Raw genomic sequence first — 15544 nt, forward strand, 5'->3', positions numbered from 1 at the left:
AAGAGATGGCAGAAAATTTAATCATCCACACAGGAAGCAAGGAAGAAAAGTACCGGGAGTTACTTCCACAACTGCATTCTTTGGTAAGTACGGAAGCGGATCTCATTGCCAATCTTGCCAATATGGCAGCAGCCTTAAAGCAGACTTTCGGTTTCTTCTGGGTAGGCTTTTACCTTGTGAAAGGGGAAGAACTCGTACTGGGTCCGTTTCAAGGCCCCATTGCCTGCACTCGCATCCGCTTTGGCAGAGGAGTTTGCGGAACTGCCTGGAAAGAAGCCCGCACACTGATTGTTCCTGATGTAGAACAGTTTCCCGGACACATAGCCTGTAGTTCGGACTCGAAATCGGAAATAGTAGTACCGATCCTCAAGCAGGGCAAAGTTGTCGGGGTGCTGGATATCGACAGTGATACATTGGATAGCTTCGACACTATCGACACACGCTATTTGGAAGAGATTTGTGCGTATATTGTATTATAAAATAACAGTATAAACGTCCTGAAAAAACGGAGGCTCTGATTGAATGAATCAGAGCCTCCGTTTACTATAAATAGAGCCTCTGTTCGAATCAAACAGAGGCTCTGTTTTTTTACCAGTCCATATCTTCTATTTCCCGTTCCCGATACAGCAAAAGTTGTTTGCGAAGCGAACTCATTTCGTGCCTCATATCTTCCATCCTTTCCAACAAATGATGAATGGCATCGATACCTTCCATATTGATGGATAAGTCGTAGTACATTCTGCTATAACGTTCCACGTTCGGGAGTTCCGACAAAAGCAGATAATGTTCGCCGCCTTCGGTATGCACGTTAATCAAACCGCCCTCTTCCAACATTTCGATGAATGAAGGCTCAATATGACATTTGTGACAGTATTCACTGACAATTATTAATTCGGTCTGCATAGTACTCATTCATTTTAGTTCATACTCTGTAATTGACGGAACAACTCTTTTTGTTTGTCGGTCAAGTTCGTAGGAATCTTGACAGAATAGGTCACAATCAAGTCACCGAATTGTCCTTCCTTCTTATAAACCGGAAATCCTTTACCTTTCAGACGGACTTTCGTACCGTTCTGCGTTTCCGGTTTTATCTTCAGTTTCACTTTACCGTCCAGCGTGTCGACTACTTTCTCGCCTCCCAATACGGCAGAGTAAAGGTCTACTTCCACATCTACGTACAGATCGTCGCCCAAGCGTTTGAACACCGGATCTTCAGCTATCACGAACGTAATGTACAAGTCGCCCGCAGGTCCTCCGTTGACACCCTCGGCTCCGTAGCCTTTCAGTTTAATAACCTGTCCCTCGGCTACACCGGCAGGGATAGTGATACGTACCTGTTTACCATTTACGGTCAATATCTGCTTATGCGTTTGAGCAGCATCACGAAGGGAAAGATGAAGTTCGGCATTAAAGTCCTGTCCGCGGAATCCCGCAGAGCCTTGTCCTCTTCCTCCCCGATGTCCGAACATGGATTCGAAGAAATCGGAAAATCCACTGGCATTGCCACCGGAGAATCCCTCTCCATCGGAACTATACCAATAGGTTCCGTTACCGTCGGAGAAACCCTGCCCCGCACCGCCGAATCCGCCGAAACCTCCTGCACCGCCAAAGCCTCCGGCTTGTTGCTGTGCACGTTTCTGTGCTTCGAATTCATCGGCATGCTTCCAATGTTCTCCGTACTCGTCATACTTTTTACGTTTCTCCGGATCACTTAGTACCTCATTGGCTTCATTGATTTCCTGAAACTTATCCTTTGCACTCGGGTCATTAGGATTCAAGTCAGGATGATATTTCCGGGCCAACTTACGAAAAGCCTTTTTGATATCATTCTGCGAAGCACTTTTGTCTACTCCAAGAATCTTGTAATAATCTATATAGGCCATGTTTTATGAATTTAATCGTTCATACATCATAAGGCAAATAACACGCCAATCCCGCTTTTGGATGCAAAAATTAAAATAAATAAGTATTAAGTATCAAGTATTAAGTATTATACCTAATACTTAATATCCTTCTTTTCCAGCATCTGGAAGTCTTGCTTCTTCATGCCCAAATCATCCAACGGACGGGGTTCATTGTGATCGTTCAGATAAACTCTCGGTTTTAGGACGTAGTGCGAAGCTGTTACAGCCTGCGAATCATCCCGGTAAGGGGTTTCTATTCCACCTAAAGACAGCATGGTCGGGAAGAAAGAACTGCTGGAGGAAATATTCTTATCCTTATTACCAATGGCGGTACTCCAGTGTTCGGGATAGCTTTCACGGTAGTTGCCAGACATCCAGATAAGGAACGGAACGTGAAGCTGATAATAAGAAGGTACAGGAGAAGCGTGAAGGAACAGATGACGTGAATCGTCGAAAATGTCCTCTCCATGATCGGAAGTGTAGAGCATGGCGGCATCTGTCTGCTGATTTTCCAGTATGCGGATAAGCCGTGACAAGAAACGGTCTGTATAACGGATAGAGTTATCGTAGGCATTTATCAGATTATCCCGGTATTTCCTTTCCGCATCAACCGGATAATCGGGTGTAAAGAAAGCATCTTCTGACGGATAACGTTCGCGATAGTTAAAGTGTGAACCGTAGGTGTGAAGTACGATGAATTGTTTCGTCGCACCTTTCGCCAGTTCCTGCTCCACCAATTTCAGAAGTTCGTCGTCAGAAGGATTGTAGGAAGAACTGACAGAATCTTCTTTTATAAAATCATATGTATCGGCTTCCATTCCGAAGAAGTCAATAAATGAATGGTTGTAACGTTGGTTGGAGAAAAAAGCCGTCCGGAAACCTGCCTCTTTGAAAGCAGTGATGATTCCTTTCTGATGGTAGATAGAGTCGTAGTTGCAAGCAGTAGCGTCCGACATCAGCATGGGGACACTTTTATGTGTCGTATTCGACTCTGTCAGTACTTTCGGGAAAGCAATCAGACCCAGTTGCCGGGATAAAAGCGGGTTTGTTTCACGTTCGTAACCATACAGTTGCCAGTTCAGGGCACGGGAGGTTTCTCCTACAACCATTACGTATACTTCCCGTTTTTCTTCCGGATGCGTAGGGCGGGCATGAAAAGTAAAGTCCTTGGATGTACGGTGATAATCCTGCGTCAAAGCGGTTCGCTGGAAGGCAAGACCTACGTTGTAGCATACATTCAGCGGGTATAAATCAGACTTCAACTCATATCCCGGGTCTTGCATATATGCTCCGACAAGACTAAGGAGGGAGATTCCCAAGACTATGGAGGCTCTCTTCCGTTCTCTGCGGATAAATTCTGCCGTGAGTTTCCGCTTGCGTACAATTGAAATGGTTCCCAATATCAAAGCGGGCACGTAGAGTATGATTACGGCAATAATGGCAGGTGTGAGGTTATCAAGCAGTTCCAAGGCTTCACTCGAATTGGTGGTAACCAGATTCAAAAACATATCGACAGCGATAATGGACTGGCCGAACAAATAGAGCAGCACGATCTGAAAGGCTCCGAAGAACAGAAACAGGAATAAAATCCAAAGCATCTTGCCGCAATTCCTCGACAAAGTCATCAACAGGTAATAGCAACCGAAAGGTAACAACACATTGGCGACTTTTGCCATAAATGGTAAAGGTTCTGTAAAACAGAGTACCATATTAGGTACTATCAAGATAAACAGGAACAGATAAAACAGATGTTCCTGATTCTCCAACCAATTCTTTATATTCTTAAAAAGCTTCATTGATGTTAAAAATAAATCCGGTCTGGTGTTTGCCAAACCCTAAATCCAAACGTACATTTACTCTCTTCTTAAACTCCCAACGATAACCGAAACCATAATTAGGCAGAATATGTTTCGGGGTGAACTCGGAGAGTCGCGGAAAAATCGTTCCCGCTCCTGCCCATACTGCCACTCCATTCCGCTTCCAAACGTGTTGACGGAGTTCTATCTGTGCATCCATAGCACACTTGTCCCGATAGCGTCCTTCGTAATATCCACGCATCGAGTAGGAACTTCCCAGCGTTGCCATCAAGCCCCAGGGGGTATCTCCATAAGTAAGCAATGTGTGGAATTGCCCCGCCAATACTCCGCCCTTCCATACCGGTTGATAATAGCTGGTAGTGAGTTCTGTGCTGCTAAACGCATATTTATTGCCGAGAAAAGCCGGACTGAACCGTTGGTCTATCCGCAAGTAATAGCCATGATATGCATTTGTCAGGAAATCACGTGAATCGTAAAGGAGGGAAAGCCCCAGGCTGGTATTGGTAGTCCGTGCAGCCATTCCTTCCCATAGTTCCGGTTTATCAAAGTCCCGCCCGTCGATATAATCAAATACGGCCATCGGTCCGATGTAGAAGTTCTTTGCCAGCCGGAACATAAAATCAACTTTCACCTGTGCTTGAAAACGTTTATAGTCGCTTTCATTATCAGAGTTGGCTCCATTGTCATATCCCCGTCCCCAATACAGGCTGGGGAAAGAATAGAAATACAGATTGTAATTCAACCGGTATTTATCTTGCGGGAACAGATGGTTTCCACGGACTCCCAACAAATAGAAGCCAACCGTTGACACATCTCCGTAAAGAGAAACATTGGAGGGAGGAAGAAGCGAATCGATCCGATCGGTGCGATATAATCCGGCTGCCACCAGTCCGAGTCCGAACTTGGTATCACTGGAATAGTGAGGACCGCCTATCACACTGAAATCAAACTTTTTATTCTTTTTTTCCTTATTGGCATCATTGAAGTAATCAAGAAACTTCTTAAAGAAGCTGCGCTTCGCCGGAACAGAATCTTCAATGATTACAGGTATAGAATCCTCCGGCAGTTCAATTTTAGTAGAATGCAGCTGCGCGCCCAATGGGGTTTGTGTCAATAACAAAATCGCGAATATGATTAGCCTGTTCTGTCTAGTATTCATAATCATAAGAAGTAGAAAACTTTGCGGACAAAGTTAGTTTCAAACTTCTTATTACAACAGAGTTTCAGGCGCTTTTGTTGTTCCGGATTTCCTTTTTAACGTTTTAAAAGTCTTATAAACTCGCCTACATCCTCCTCTGTGGTATCAAAAGAAGTTACCAGACGGATTTCATTCTTCTCTTCGTTCCAGAAATAAAAGAAATAAGACTCCAGCATCCGGTCGATAACCAAGCGGGGCATGGTGAGGAATAACTGGTTACTTTCGGCTTTTTGAGTGAAAGTTACTTCGGGCAGTTTCTTCAATTCAGCATAGAGTATAGCAGCCATTGCATTGGCATGACTGGCATTCTTCAGCCAGAGGTTATCTGTGAGATATGCTGTAAACTGGCAAGAGAGGTAACGCATCTTCGACGCTAATTGGGCGGATTGCTTACGGATGAAGCGGGCTTCCGATTGCAAGTCTTTATTAAATACAATCACGCACTCTCCCATCATCAGTCCGTTCTTCGTTCCGCCGAAACTAAGAATATCGACTCCGCAATCTACTGTCAGTTCTTTTAAGGTAAGATTCAAAGCAGCACAGGCGTTGGCTATTCTGGCTCCGTCCATGTGTACATACATGCCATTCAGATGGGCAAAGTCTGTCAGACGTTTCAATTCTTCGGGAGTATAAATGGTGCCAAGTTCGGTACATTGGGAGATGTAGAGGGCTCTGGGTTGTGAATGGTGCTGGTCGCCGAAACCATGTAGATAAGGTTGCATCAATTCCGGGGTAAGTTTACCGTCAGGAGTGGCGATCGGGCGAATCTGACAACCTGTCATTTTCACGGGAGAGCCGCATTCATCTACATAGATATGAGCCGTTTCCGCACAAAAGATGGAATGATACGGACGGGTCATCAACTGCAATGCTACCACGTTGCTACCTGTTCCGTTAAATACAAACAAGGGGACACAGTTGGGCGTAAAGGTATCCTTTATCTTCGCTACGGCTTCTTCTGTCCATTTATCATCGCCATATCCTAAAGAATGGTCTATATTGGCCCGGTTCAATGCTTCCATTACCAACGGATGCACACCGGAATTATTGTCGGAGGCAAAACTTCTCATTGTTTCTTACATTTTAATTCGTGATGCAAAGTAACAGAATTATTTCCGGAAATCCATTGAAAGGAAGATACATAAAGCAGAAAAAGGATAAAAAACGAGAATCTCCGAAGTGTTGATTATGCTGTCATTCCTCCGGAGATTCTTCTGTTCTCGTTAAAGTGTCAAACTCTTTTAGCCAATATAAACATTCACACAGAGATATACATAAAGTTCTTCATCGCACTGATCGAACTCTATTTTGCTCTCTCTTGACAACCAGCCCAAAGCGGCACCCAGCTCTTTATCTTTCAGCCCGGATTTTCTCTTCAAAAGTCCATAGCTCCACTTCTCATTATTACTAAGCAGTTGCCAAACCTTACCGGCATTCACACCGATTTCATTTCTGTTCATTTTTCTAGAGTAATTAAGAGGTTTAATACATTAGGTTAAGATTTCGCCTATAAAGATAACAAAAGGATACTGCAATTGTTTATGCGTCTTTACTAAAAGGTTGTTACAGAATTAATTTTAACATAAAAGCGGTGATGTGTCCCGACACAAAGGTGTTATTAGTATATGTTAAATTAGAACTTTTCTTTGCAGCCATCTGTTATTACATAAAAATCAATCCTAAACCAATTACAGCTATGGCAAAAAAAATAGCAGAACAACTGATAGATACTCTGGTAAAATCCGGAGTTGAACGCATCTACGCCGTAACAGGCGACAGTCTGAATGAAGTAAACGAAGCAGTCAGAAAAAACGATCAAGTAAAATGGATACATGTGCGCCACGAAGAAACAGGAGCATATGCCGCTGCTGCAGAAGCACAACTGACCGGTCGTCCGGGATGCTGTGCGGGAAGTAGCGGACCGGGGCATGTTCATCTGATTAACGGCTTGTATGACGCACACCGATCCGGTGCACCGGTAATCGCCATCGCCTCTACAATTCCTACCGGAGAGTTCGGTACGGAATATTTTCAGGAGACGAATACCATCAAACTTTTTAACGATTGCAGTTATTATAATGAAGTAGCCACTACTCCCAAGCAATTTCCACGTATGCTCCAGTCGGCCATACAAACGGCTGTCACCCGCAAAGGGGTGTCCGTTATCGGGCTTCCGGGTGACTTGGCAAAGGCTTCTGCCGTTGCTGTCGACTCATCGGTTATCAACTATCCTGCCCCACCGGAAGTTTGCCCATCGGAAGAAGATCTGGCTCAATTAGCCGAGTTGTTAAACAAACATACACGCATCACTCTTTTCTGCGGCATCGGTTGCCGGGGAGCTCACGAGGAAGTGATTGCGCTTTCCGAGAAGCTGAACGCTCCGGTTGTATATACTTTCAAAGGAAAGATGGAGGTGCAATATGAAAATCCGTATGAAGTGGGTATGACCGGATTGCTGGGAATGCCGTCGGGCTATTACAGTATGCATGAAGCCGAAGTGCTTCTCATGCTCGGCACTGACTTTCCATATTCCGCTTTCCTGCCGAATGACATCAAGATAGCACAGATTGACATAAAGCCCGAACGTCTGGGACGCCGTGCAAAGGTGGATATCGGACTTTGCGGTGATGTTAAACTTAGCATCCAAAGTTTATTGCGTATGCTGAATCCGAAGACGGATGATTCGTTCCTGTTGAAACAACTCAAAAGATATGAAGGAGTAAAGAAGGATCTGGCTGCTTACACGGAAGATAAAGGTGATGTAAATAAGATTCATCCTGAATATGTGATGTCCGAAATAGACAAACTAAGTTCGGATGATGCTGTGTTCACAGTAGATACGGGAATGACTTGTGTGTGGGGAGCGCGTTATCTGCAAGCAACAGGCAAACGCCACATGCTGGGTTCTTTCAATCACGGTTCTATGGCAAATGCTTTGCCGCAAGCCATCGGCGCCGCACTAGCTTATCCGGATCGTCAGGTAGTGGCACTTTGCGGAGACGGCGGACTGTCTATGACTCTAGGAGATTTGGAAACTGTTGTCCAATATAAGTTGCCGATCAAAATCATCGTATTCAACAACCGCTCACTAGGAATGGTGAAGTTGGAAATGGAAGTGGACGGACTGCCGGACTGGCAGACGAATATGCTGAATCCGGACTTTGCCCAAGTGGCTGAAGCAATGGGAATGGCAGGCTTTAATGTCAGCGATCCGGAAGAAGTATTGACTACCTTACTTAATGCATTCGAACTGGATGGTCCGGTACTTGTCAATATCATGACTGATCCGAATGCACTGGCCATGCCTCCGAAAATCGAATTCGGACAAATGGTGGGTTTTGCACAGTCGATGTACAAGTTGTTAATCAACGGTCGCTCACAAGAAGTTATTGATACTATCAATTCTAACTTTAAGCATATACGGGAGGTATTTTAAGTTATTCTCTTTTTAGGATCTTCAATACCTCTCCCAAAGTATGACTTACTATTATTGCTAATCGCAATAAGGTAAGTCATACCTTTTTATAGTCTATCTTGAAGTGGAAATCATTTTATTTTCTTATGTTTGCAATTATCAAAAAGTAAAAACACATGGAAAAGCCCGACTTTTCGCCTTTATCCCGACAAGCTCTACATGCAGATAAAAAACAGTGGAATCAATTCCTTTCTATTTTTTTATTGGCAGTGGGCGTTGGCTTTACAGTGGCAGGCATCGTCTTCTTTTTTGCCTATAACTGGGATGAACTACCTAAATTTGCCAAATTAGGAATGGTAGAAGTATTATTAGTAGTCTCTGTCCTGCTCGCTACATTTACCCGTTGGAGTAAGCTCGTCAAACAAATTCTCCTCACCGGAGCTACATTTCTGATAGGTACGCTTTTCGCTGTCTTCGGACAAATTTACCAAACAGGGGCCGATGCTTACGATCTCTTTCTGGGATGGACTCTTTTCACCATTCTCTGGGCGATTGCTATCCGCTTCGCTCCGTTATGGCTGACGTTCATCGGATTACTCTGTACTACGATATGGCTGTATAATATACAAATTGCCGGCTATGGCTCTTGGGAAATAACTCTATTGGGTAATGCAGTAACCTGGATATGTGCCGTGGCAACTATTATTACGGAATGGATGAGTGCAAAAGGTCATTTGAACAGAAACAATCGTTGGTTTGTCAGTCTTCTTTCGTTGGCTACCATTCTACACACCAGCTTTCTGTTAATGGCGACCATCTGTGATGATTATACCATATTATCTGTTCCTCTCATAACTACTGTCCTTCTATTCGCAGCGGGACTTTGGTACGGATGGAGAGAAAAGAGTCTGTTCTATCTCGCTATCATTCCTTTTGCCACATTAATGATTTTATTGACTACATTCATATCTAAAAGTGATCTTAGGGATGTTCAGATATTCTTCTATGGAGGAATTATTGTCATCATCGGGACAACTTTACTTATTTACATCATTCTTCATCTAAAAAAGCAATGGTATGGCACAGAAGCATAACCTCACTATTCAAGTCGTATCCATTATCGGGGGAATCCTGACGGCTATTTTCTTTCTGGGATTTCTGGCACTTGCCAGAATCATTCAATCCGAGATTTCCAGTCTGATTATAGGAATTTTGTTAATCATTACTACGTTAACAATCAGCCGCGTCGTTGTCCGGCCTTTTCTGGATGCGATGAACATCACTTTATATATAGCAGGATGCGTATTGGCAGGCTTTAGCATGAGTGCTAATATTCATGCCCTCTTCTTTATACTTATAATAATCAGTATACTCACTTTCTTTTTATCAAGAGGATTCATTCTCCCCTTTCTTTCAGTCATTCTGTTTAATATATCTTTATTTGGAGAAATTGCCTATGTCTTTTCTTCGTTTTATCCCCTGCAAATAGCAGTAATCCCTATCCTTGGAGCATTTCTATTTATCAATATCTTCGAAGTAAAGCTGTTTGAGTGGATAGAGAGGAGGAATTACTTTTTTAAATACAGACCGTTTCATGCCGGTTTATTTATATCCAGTATCGTCTCACTGGGAGGATTATCAATCAATTATCTGGTATCGGAAACAAATAGCTGGCTCGTATCGGGCATATTGTCCGTTTGTATATGGGTAGGACTTCTTATCATAATTCAACAAATCATGCAAGTCATGAAAGTCGACAATCCGGTGAATCAGATTGGTATCTACGTTCTTTGTATTATCATCTGTCTGCCTACTGTATTTGCTCCTTATTTATCCGGCAGTTTGTTACTGATTTTAATATGTTTTCATTATGGTTATAGAGCAGAGTGTGCCGCTGCACTTCTTCTCTTTATCTATGCCGTTTCCAAATACTATTATGATTTGAATTTGAGCCTGCTCACCAAATCCATTACGCTTTTCTTCATCGGAATTGCATGTATTGCAGCCTGGTATTTCTTCACTCAAAAAAGAACAAGACATGAAAAAATATAGCCGAATATTGATTATCGTAAACCTGATACTGTTACTAGGGTATTTCAACTGGTCGGTTTATAAGAAAGAGCAAATCTTGAAAGACGGACGGTTGGTTTTGTTACAGTTAGTTCCTGTCGATCCCCGCTCCCTTATGCAAGGAGACTATATGAGACTTAACTACCAGGAAGCCTCATCAGCTCCGGTAGACGAACAAACTGCCAAACGCGGTTATGCCGTACTTCGAACTGACAGTAATCAGGTAGGAGAAATAGTGCGACTGCAAAACGCTTTAGAACCTGTAAACAGTGATGAACTGGTCATCAAATATAAAATAGTACATTACCGGCTCTTCCTCGGTGCCGAATCTTTCTTCTTCGAAGAAGGACAGGATACCCTTTATCAAAAAGCCATGTATGGCGGACTGAAAGTGAATGATAAAGGACAAAACTTACTTGTAGGACTGTATGATAAGGACTTTCATCGTATTCAATCCGATAAATAAATAATAATGAGAAAGCCCGGACTTTCACAAGCCCGGGCTTTCCATACTCTCAAAACATCTCCTTAATCTATAGGGAAATAAGGGACTAGCAAATTGGTTCTAGTGCAACAAGGAGATGCTATGAGATTTAAAAGGGATACCTGTGGGAAATAAGGGAGGTATCCCTTTCGAAGAACAGTTCTTTGGATGGAATACTTTCACAAGCATCACCGTCCACCTGTTTCCTCTAATTTCATTTTATTCTGTTATACAAATACTTACACGATTCTCTTTAGGAGTAGAATAAGGTTGTACCGTATCCCCCTTGAAGTCAACTATAATTCTGTCAGCAGCAATTCCTTTAGATTTCAATGCTTCAGCTACATTCTTAGCACGAGCTTCAGACAACTTTGAATTAATTCTTGCATTACCGGTATTTACATCTGCATAACCAGTAACATTCACCTTAGTCACAGGATATTTCTTCAAGTATTCAATAAGAGCAACAATCTTCGACTGTTGGTCATTTTGAATACGGGCAGAATTCAAAGCAAAAAAGATGTCCTGTTTCATAGGCTCTGATATCGTCGTTTCTTTTTTTAATTCCGGTTGTCCTTCAACTGCTACCTTCTCCGGTTGCTCTACCACAAGTAGTGTTGAAACAGACTCTTCAGGTTCATTCGAAATTATAGTCGCCTTTCTATAACTCTTTCCTAATGTAAAAGATAGTCCCACCAACCCATTGAATTGCCAATCAGCATTAACTCCTTTTTTAGAGTTGAATTTATCTGATAACATATTAGTGTTTACTTCCAAATTAATAGCGACATGATCGTTCAGGCGAAGATTTGTTCCCAAACCGATACGCCCTGCGATATAGAGCTTCTTACCCGTCCATAAACGTTGAAGTTTATATCCACTAGCATTCAGATTCACAGCCTCATCGTTGTCAAAAGCACCATTCAAACCCGCACCTAGAAAAAGATACGCATTGAAAAAGCGTTTTGGATTAAAACCACAACACAAATTGCCCAAATCAAGCATTGCATCCACACTGCCCTGCAAATATTTATATGTATAGGTAATATCCGGATTCACCCAACCACCTTTAGCTTGCCAACCACTTACCGCTGCCCGAACACCGAACAATGGAGTAAATTTATATCCTAAAGCTATAGCCAAGGATGGAGATACCAAATCTCCAAAGTTTGTCTCCCCCAAAGTATAAGCGCCACCGCCTTGTGCAGACAGAACCCAATGCGGACTGAATACTGTCTTTCCTTCGTCTTTTGATAAAGCTTGCTGCTTTATATCGTCGGACTGCCAGGCAAAGACATCACTAGCGGACATCAGAATCGTAACTAACAGAATGTGATATTTAATCTTCATGTTTATATCTAATTTCAATTCAAAACAGAGGACGCTCCGTTTATCTTTCTGGAACGTCCTCCGCAAATTATATGAAGTATACTTTTACAAGGTTACTTCGTTGTTTCAAGTTACTTAGTCAAATTAACAGGAATGTAACATTCTACCACAGATAAGTCTGTAAATGTAACTGTTGCTTTCACTTTAAATGAGAAGTTCTTAGACAATGTAGTACCTTCATTTTGCCAAGTAACAGTACCTGTAGACTGATCTACGCTCAAAGTAGAGCCAGAGGTCAACTGTGAAGTAAAGTCAGTCCATGTCTGATCTTTAACCGGTTCATACTTCACACTAACGATAGATGTTGTCAACTTATAAGTATCTGTAGCTACCTTACTCAATTCCAGTTTTTTAGTCGTAGTTGAGTAAGAATATATATTCTGCTTAGAATTGTCGGTGACAAGAACTTGTGGCATAGTTTCTCCTGTATTCTTACCGATAGCGTTGCCATTAATAGATATTGACTTAGCATCACCTGCAACAAACGGATTAACGAATACAACATTATAACTAAAGTTACAAGGTTCGTCATTATTCAAAGTCACTTCATAATTCATCTGTTTCACAATTTCCGGTTCGGTCATTGCAGCAGATAATTTAAGTTCCTCATTGGTATTGAATGCTCCTGATGGAGTTACTCCTGACGGATCTGCCCATTTGAAAGAAATAGCTTTCGTATTATTAACGTCTTTATAATAACTGAAGATATCTTTACCATCAATCAACTTGAAATGCTCTGCAATTCTAGAAGACATTTCCCAGTGTCCATTAGCCATCTGTCCCTTAACAACGATACAGTTTGCATGACCATTATAGTTGTCAAAATGATAGTTCGGATTGTATTCATAAGCAACACAAGTTTCTTTCACATAGAATATCTGTTCAAGAACAATGTCACCATGTGAATTATCATTGGAAGGAATGATGATCTTAACCGAGTATTTAGCTCCCTTACCATCAACATCTTTATAAGTGTTCTGGGTCTTGATTACGTCATTGATACCCACCTTAATAGCAGACGTCTTAGTAGCATCACTATTCAACTTGATGTTAAGAAGTATACCATCGGTATTAATTACTTTATCAGTTTCTTGTTTAGCCTCTTCACTGATAAGTGTTACTTCCTGACCACTCTTATTAACAACAGTAACCAATACATTATATTTATGTTCCTGACCACCATAATAATTCCAGAATGTAGTAGATGTCAATTTTGCAGTACCATAAATCTTATTGTTAATAGCCTGATAATCCATATTGACATTATCAAGATCATATTTATTAGTAAATGCGTTTTGATCAGCTTCTAACTTATGATAATCGGCAGCTTTAGGTTCAGACATCTTAATTGTTCCATAATCAGGCTTTTCTCCCGGATTAGGATCTTCTGCTGTAATTTCCAGTTTGATGTATGAAGAAGCAACCAGTTTCTTCTGTCCACTATTACTTGTAAGGAAAGCGTCTACTCGTACAACCGGAGTACGTCCGATAGCCGGAGTTCCGTTCACCACTTCTGGATTCACCATGATTGTACCATTTTCAAGAGGATTTTCTCCGTCTTTCGATTTGTCTTTCACGATAAACCATTGTTGGTTTGTCTTTTCGTCATCATTAGCCAAGTACTCTTTAGGTATAGTGAATTCATAGCTCATACCTTTAAAATCCAGTGCAGCCAACCAATTGTCTTTTTGATTAGAATATAATCCAACATAATCTTTCAAATTGATCGTAGATGTATACTTAAATGCAGCATTTGCATCTGCAGTTAATTTCACGAATTTTTGAATAAAGGCACTTGTCTCACCATCTTTGAACGAAGTGGATATGCTACGCTTATAGAATGTTTTCGCTTCATCATCTCCTGCCTTTGTTTTCACACTATCAGCAAGCACAAGATCAATCTCTGTTGATGTAGCATATACATAATCAGAAGTCAATGGCACTTGACCATACCATGCCTGCAAAGCAGCGATATTATATTCTGCATTTTGCGCCAATGCAGCTGGGTTGATTGTTGCTCCAATCACAACAACACCGTCAGCCACTTTCTTCTCATCTACATTCAGTAACACTGTTCTGTCACCTGTTGCACGAGTTGTAACCTTGCGATCAATGAAGCCAAATACAGTCTTTCCATCTACATTTGCATCTTCCGGATTCAAACGGTAATTCATTGCTACCACATTCGATTTACCCCAATCTGACAAATTGGTAAATTCACCAGTGGCAGTATTGTATTTAGTTTCATCCAAATAGTTTTTGATGTGATAGAAAGGTGCACTGGTAGTTGCATAAGGAACATCCTTACTTACTACATCAGGCATGAATGCTATAGAAGACAAAGAAATACCAGAAGTGAGGTCAATTGTCACACCGTCGGGTGCTCCTTCAACTCCTTGAAGAGTCAACACATTACCATTAAGAATAGCTGTCATTCCACCTTCAGAAGTAGTTTTCCAACTAATATCAGTTGTTTCTACGAATTTACCATCCTGATAAATATCGAATTTTCCAGTTTCTTTGTTAGGTACATAGTATTTACCATTTGCACCGGGTGCACCTGAAGGACCTGTTGCTCCCGTAGCTCCAGTTCCACCATCCACTCCGACAGCTTTGTATTGGGTCTTCGTTCCATTCTTATACCAATAACCATCTTTCTCACCAATAGTCCAGACATCAGCATCTGTACCATTCTTACCATTAGTACCATTTTTCAGTTCATAGCTTTTGCCATCACTAAGCGTCACAGTAATCCCGTTTTCTCCTTTCGCGACATTTGTTATAACGGAACCGCTGTTAACCTTTGCCTGCAACTCCTCGAGTGACACTTTTACAGCGTCAATCTGTGTTTGCAGATTGTCGATGTCATCATCGTAGTCCTTACAACCTACATAGGTGACAGTAGAAAGTGCCAACGCCCCGAAGAACATCACTTTTACAAATTTTCTTTTCATAACTACTTAAAAATTACATTAATAATATATTATTAAACACTAAGTTTCAATAATAGCATGCCCGTTACTCTGTAGGTAACAGAGAAACCTTTGTGCCTGCTCTTCTGGAGTAGTCAATACTGAAAAATGATACCAAATGTGATGAAACTTTTTTACCCCTGCTTCTGAAAGGCAGTAGAGGGGAAGGAAATCTTTTGCAAAATTTAGAAGTTAACAAAGCCCTAATACAAAGAATCCGCGTGTTTTATTTGTTCTAGTTCTACTTTTGAATGCTTTATTAGAAAAAATGTGTGATTTCGTTTGGTTGTTTTAA

At 41.6% G+C, this 15544-nt stretch carries 13 protein-coding genes; 5 read left to right on the forward strand and 8 right to left on the reverse strand.

Translation table 11 applies throughout. The annotated features are described in order from the left end of the window. Window positions 1-5 precede the first annotated feature (5 nt). Window positions 6-479, forward strand: a complete 474-nt coding sequence (locus tag AB3G73_RS10070) for a GAF domain-containing protein (protein ID WP_148364627.1) — start codon at window positions 6-8, stop codon at window positions 477-479. A 109-nt stretch (window positions 480-588) separates the two neighbouring features. Here the strand turns inward: AB3G73_RS10070 and AB3G73_RS10075 are convergent, their stop codons facing one another. The 6 genes from AB3G73_RS10075 to AB3G73_RS10100 all read right to left on the reverse strand — a co-directional run bounded on the left by AB3G73_RS10075 (window position 589) and on the right by AB3G73_RS10100 (window position 6379). Continuing rightward, entirely contained in the window at window positions 589-903 is a 315-nt protein-coding gene (locus AB3G73_RS10075; protein WP_167511769.1) for a chaperone modulator CbpM, read from the reverse strand. Window positions 904-917: 14 nt separating this feature from the next. Next, window positions 918-1883: a DnaJ C-terminal domain-containing protein gene (locus AB3G73_RS10080; protein WP_367744745.1), complete on the reverse strand. Its 966-nt coding sequence runs from the start codon at window positions 1881-1883 to the stop codon at window positions 918-920. A gap of 113 nt (window positions 1884-1996) precedes the next feature. Then, the gene (locus AB3G73_RS10085; protein ID WP_298044784.1) at window positions 1997-3700 is read right to left on the reverse strand and encodes a phosphoethanolamine transferase; all 1704 of its coding nucleotides are present in this window, start codon (window positions 3698-3700) and stop codon (window positions 1997-1999) included. Beyond that, a complete protein-coding gene (locus tag AB3G73_RS10090) occupies window positions 3687-4886 on the reverse strand; it encodes a BamA/TamA family outer membrane protein (protein ID WP_367744746.1) in 1200 nt (399 codons plus the stop codon). Before AB3G73_RS10090 ends, AB3G73_RS10085 begins: the two co-directional genes overlap by 14 nt. Window positions 4887-4975: 89 nt before the next feature. Further along, the gene (locus AB3G73_RS10095; protein WP_148364624.1) at window positions 4976-5989 is read right to left on the reverse strand and encodes a low specificity L-threonine aldolase; all 1014 of its coding nucleotides are present in this window, start codon (window positions 5987-5989) and stop codon (window positions 4976-4978) included. 171 nt (window positions 5990-6160) lie between these two features. Next, window positions 6161-6379 (reverse strand): winged helix-turn-helix domain-containing protein, encoded by a 219-nt coding sequence (locus tag AB3G73_RS10100; RefSeq protein WP_004301053.1) that lies wholly within the window; start codon window positions 6377-6379, stop codon window positions 6161-6163. 236 nt (window positions 6380-6615) lie between these two features. On the opposite strand from AB3G73_RS10100, the gene AB3G73_RS10105 reads away from it, so the two are divergent. The 4 genes from AB3G73_RS10105 to AB3G73_RS10120 all read left to right on the forward strand — a co-directional run bounded on the left by AB3G73_RS10105 (window position 6616) and on the right by AB3G73_RS10120 (window position 10870). Beyond that, window positions 6616-8355: a thiamine pyrophosphate-dependent enzyme gene (locus AB3G73_RS10105; RefSeq protein WP_367744748.1), complete on the forward strand. Its 1740-nt coding sequence runs from the start codon at window positions 6616-6618 to the stop codon at window positions 8353-8355. 155 nt (window positions 8356-8510) lie between these two features. Next, window positions 8511-9428 (forward strand): DUF2157 domain-containing protein, encoded by a 918-nt coding sequence (locus AB3G73_RS10110; RefSeq protein ID WP_367744750.1) that lies wholly within the window; start codon window positions 8511-8513, stop codon window positions 9426-9428. Further along, the gene (locus AB3G73_RS10115; protein ID WP_367744751.1) at window positions 9412-10386 is read left to right on the forward strand and encodes a DUF4401 domain-containing protein; all 975 of its coding nucleotides are present in this window, start codon (window positions 9412-9414) and stop codon (window positions 10384-10386) included. Before AB3G73_RS10110 ends, AB3G73_RS10115 begins: the two co-directional genes overlap by 17 nt. Continuing rightward, window positions 10373-10870 (forward strand): GDYXXLXY domain-containing protein, encoded by a 498-nt coding sequence (locus AB3G73_RS10120; protein ID WP_122138230.1) that lies wholly within the window; start codon window positions 10373-10375, stop codon window positions 10868-10870. Before AB3G73_RS10115 ends, AB3G73_RS10120 begins: the two co-directional genes overlap by 14 nt. A gap of 237 nt (window positions 10871-11107) precedes the next feature. On the opposite strand, the gene AB3G73_RS10125 is transcribed toward AB3G73_RS10120, so the two are convergent. Both AB3G73_RS10125 and AB3G73_RS10130 read right to left on the reverse strand, forming a co-directional pair. Continuing rightward, window positions 11108-12238 (reverse strand): OmpA family protein, encoded by a 1131-nt coding sequence (locus AB3G73_RS10125; RefSeq protein ID WP_320980450.1) that lies wholly within the window; start codon window positions 12236-12238, stop codon window positions 11108-11110. 110 nt (window positions 12239-12348) lie between these two features. Then, on the reverse strand, window positions 12349-15231 hold the full coding sequence (locus AB3G73_RS10130) for a PL29 family lyase N-terminal domain-containing protein (RefSeq protein WP_367744753.1): 2883 nt from the start codon (window positions 15229-15231) through the stop codon (window positions 12349-12351). Between the last annotated feature and the right edge of the window lie 313 nt (window positions 15232-15544).

The organism is Bacteroides sp. L008, from assembly GCF_040812255.1.
Taxonomy (GTDB): domain Bacteria; phylum Bacteroidota; class Bacteroidia; order Bacteroidales; family Bacteroidaceae; genus Bacteroides; species Bacteroides vicugnae.